The sequence below is a fragment of the Mycobacteroides sp. H003 genome (assembly GCF_001440135.1).
GTDB lineage: Bacteria > Actinomycetota > Actinomycetes > Mycobacteriales > Mycobacteriaceae > Mycobacterium > Mycobacterium gwanakae.
Genome location: NZ_LJYL01000004.1, coordinates 1 through 1354, shown reverse-complemented (window position 1 = coordinate 1354; position 1354 = coordinate 1). Strand labels below are relative to the sequence as shown.

The window sequence follows — 1354 nt, the reverse complement described above, 5'->3', positions numbered from 1 at the left end:
CAAGATCCCCGAGAGGAATGCCGCTAGTGGATGGTTTCCCGTCAATGGGTGTCCCGAATACCGGAGACACTGCGTGGATGCTGGCCAGTGCCGCGTTGGTGTTGTTGATGACACCCGGCCTGGCTTTTTTCTATGGCGGCATGGTCCGCGCGAAGAACGTGCTGAACATGATCATGATGAGTATCAGTGCGATGGGCCTGGTGACGGTGCTGTGGGTGCTTTATGGGTACTCGCTGGCGTTCGGTAACGATGTTTCGGGGCTGTTCGGTAACCCGGGGCAGTTCTTCGGTTTGAAGGGTCTTATCGGTGGTAATGCCGCGGAGGCGGTGATTGCTGATCCGGCTAATGGGGTCGAGGCGGCCGAGGTCGTCAACATCCCGCTGGTAGGAACTATCCCGGCGACAGTGTTCGTGGCGTTTCAGTTGATGTTCGCGATCATCACGGTGGCCCTGATTTCTGGCGCGGTGGCCGATCGGTTGAAGTTTGGGTCGTGGTTGTTGTTTTCGGGTTTGTGGGTCACGATCGTGTACTTCCCGGTCGCGCATTGGGTTTTCGCGTTCGATGGCGCGGCCGCGGAGAAGGGTGGCTGGATCGCCAATCAGCTCAAGGCAATTGACTTCGCTGGTGGTACCGCGGTGCATATCAATGCCGGTACCGCGGGTTTGGTGCTGGCGCTGATCTTGGGTAAGCGCAAGGGCTGGCCGGGCACGCCGATGCGTCCGCATAACCTGCCGTTCGTCATGCTGGGCGCCGGTCTGCTGTGGTTCGGCTGGTACGGGTTCAACGCGGGTTCGGCAACGAGCTCCAATGGTTTGGCGGGCTCGACGTTTGTGACCACCACGGTGGCCACCGCCGCGGCGATGCTGGGCTGGTTGCTTACCGAACGTATTCGGGACGGGCATGCGACCTCGCTGGGTGCGGCCTCGGGAATCGTGGCCGGTTTGGTGGCCATCACCCCGTCGTGCTCGTCGGTGAATGTCGCTGGCGCCCTTGCTATTGGGGTGATCGCCGGCATCCTGTGCGCGCTCGCCGTCGGCCTGAAGTACAAGCTAGGATTTGATGACTCGTTGGATGTTGTCGGTGTGCACCTGGTCGGCGGAATCGTCGGCACGTTGCTCATCGGTTTGTTCGCCGCGCCCCAGACCGGTGCGGCCGTGGCCGGTCTGTTCTACGGCGGCGGGCTAGAACAGTTGTGGCGCCAAGCTCTTGGCGCCGGGGCGGTTCTGCTCTATTCGGCAATAGGCACCGCTATCGTTGCATTCATCGTGAAGTACACCATTGGCCTGCGCATCAGCGACGAGGGAGAAGCGGCCGGAGCCGACGAATCCCAACACGCTGAAGGCGCATACGACTT

At 61.2% G+C, this 1354-nt stretch carries 1 protein-coding gene; it reads left to right on the top strand.

The genetic code is table 11. From position 1 onward, the window contains the following. Positions 1-44 precede the first annotated feature (44 nt). Positions 45-1354: ammonium transporter (locus tag AOT87_RS00030; RefSeq protein ID WP_057966641.1), on the top strand; the 1310-nt coding region annotated here is incomplete at its 3' end.